Source organism: Streptomyces lushanensis (assembly GCF_001700515.1).
Taxonomy (GTDB): domain Bacteria; phylum Actinomycetota; class Actinomycetes; order Streptomycetales; family Streptomycetaceae; genus Streptomyces; species Streptomyces lushanensis.
In genome coordinates, this window is the sequence record NZ_MAUD01000618.1 from 1 (window position 1) to 847 (window position 847).

Below are 847 nucleotides of genomic sequence, written 5' to 3' on the forward strand. Positions count from 1 at the left end.
TCCGGCCTTGCGGTACGGGCACAAAACCCCCACCCTGTGACGTACATCCCCGGGTGTCCGCGGCACGGGGTGCGACGCTGTGCGAGGCGCCACACAGCGAGCCGTTACCCAGCGGTTTCAGGTCGTTAATGACCGGGCATGAGCCGTAGGCGCCGCGGGCAATGAGGCCTGATCCACTCCCCCGGGCGGGCGGCGATCTGTCCGTCCGGTCCCCATATTCGCCGCCTTGGGCGGTGTCCACATGCTGGAATGCGCTATCCGCTTCCCGAGAAGCTGCCCATCATGTAACCTGCACGAAATTTCTTGGAGGGCCAGCGTCGTCCCTCGGTAATCGCGAATGCCATGCCGAACAAACGACGACGGGAGAGCCGATGCGTTCCGACGCCTGGTCGCCCATGGACGGTCGCCCTGCCCCTCAGGGCTTGTACGACCCCCGTAACGAGCACGACGCCTGCGGTGTCGGGTTCGTGGCCACCCTCACCGGTGTAGCCAGCCACGCGCTGGTGGAGCAGGCGCTGACCGTACTGCGCAATCTCGAGCATCGGGGCGCCACCGGATCCGAGCCCGACTCCGGCGACGGCGCCNNTCCTCGGCTGGCGTGCCGTACCCGTCGCCCCCGAGCTGCTCGGCGCCACCGCGCGCGCCACGATGCCGGCCTTCCGCCAGCTCTTCGTCGCGGACGGCACCTCCCGGACGGAGTCCGGCGGAGGTCCGGGCACGGGCATCGTCCTCGACCGCAAGGCGTTCCTGCTGCGCAAGCGCGCCGAGCGCGAGGCCGGGGTCTACTTCCCCTCCCTCTCCGCGCGCACGCTGGTCTACAAGGGAATGCTCACCACCGGCCAGCTCG

At 69.2% G+C, this 847-nt stretch carries 1 protein-coding gene and 1 pseudogene; both read left to right on the forward strand.

Annotated features, from left to right (window positions below):
* Positions 1–395: 395 nt before the first annotated feature.
* Positions 396–584: hypothetical protein (locus tag BFF77_RS37525; protein WP_425424461.1), on the forward strand; the 189-nt coding region annotated here is incomplete at its 3' end.
* Positions 585–586: 2 nt separating this feature from the next.
* Positions 587–847 (forward strand): annotated as a pseudogene (locus BFF77_RS37530) (hypothetical protein); the annotation flags it as partial.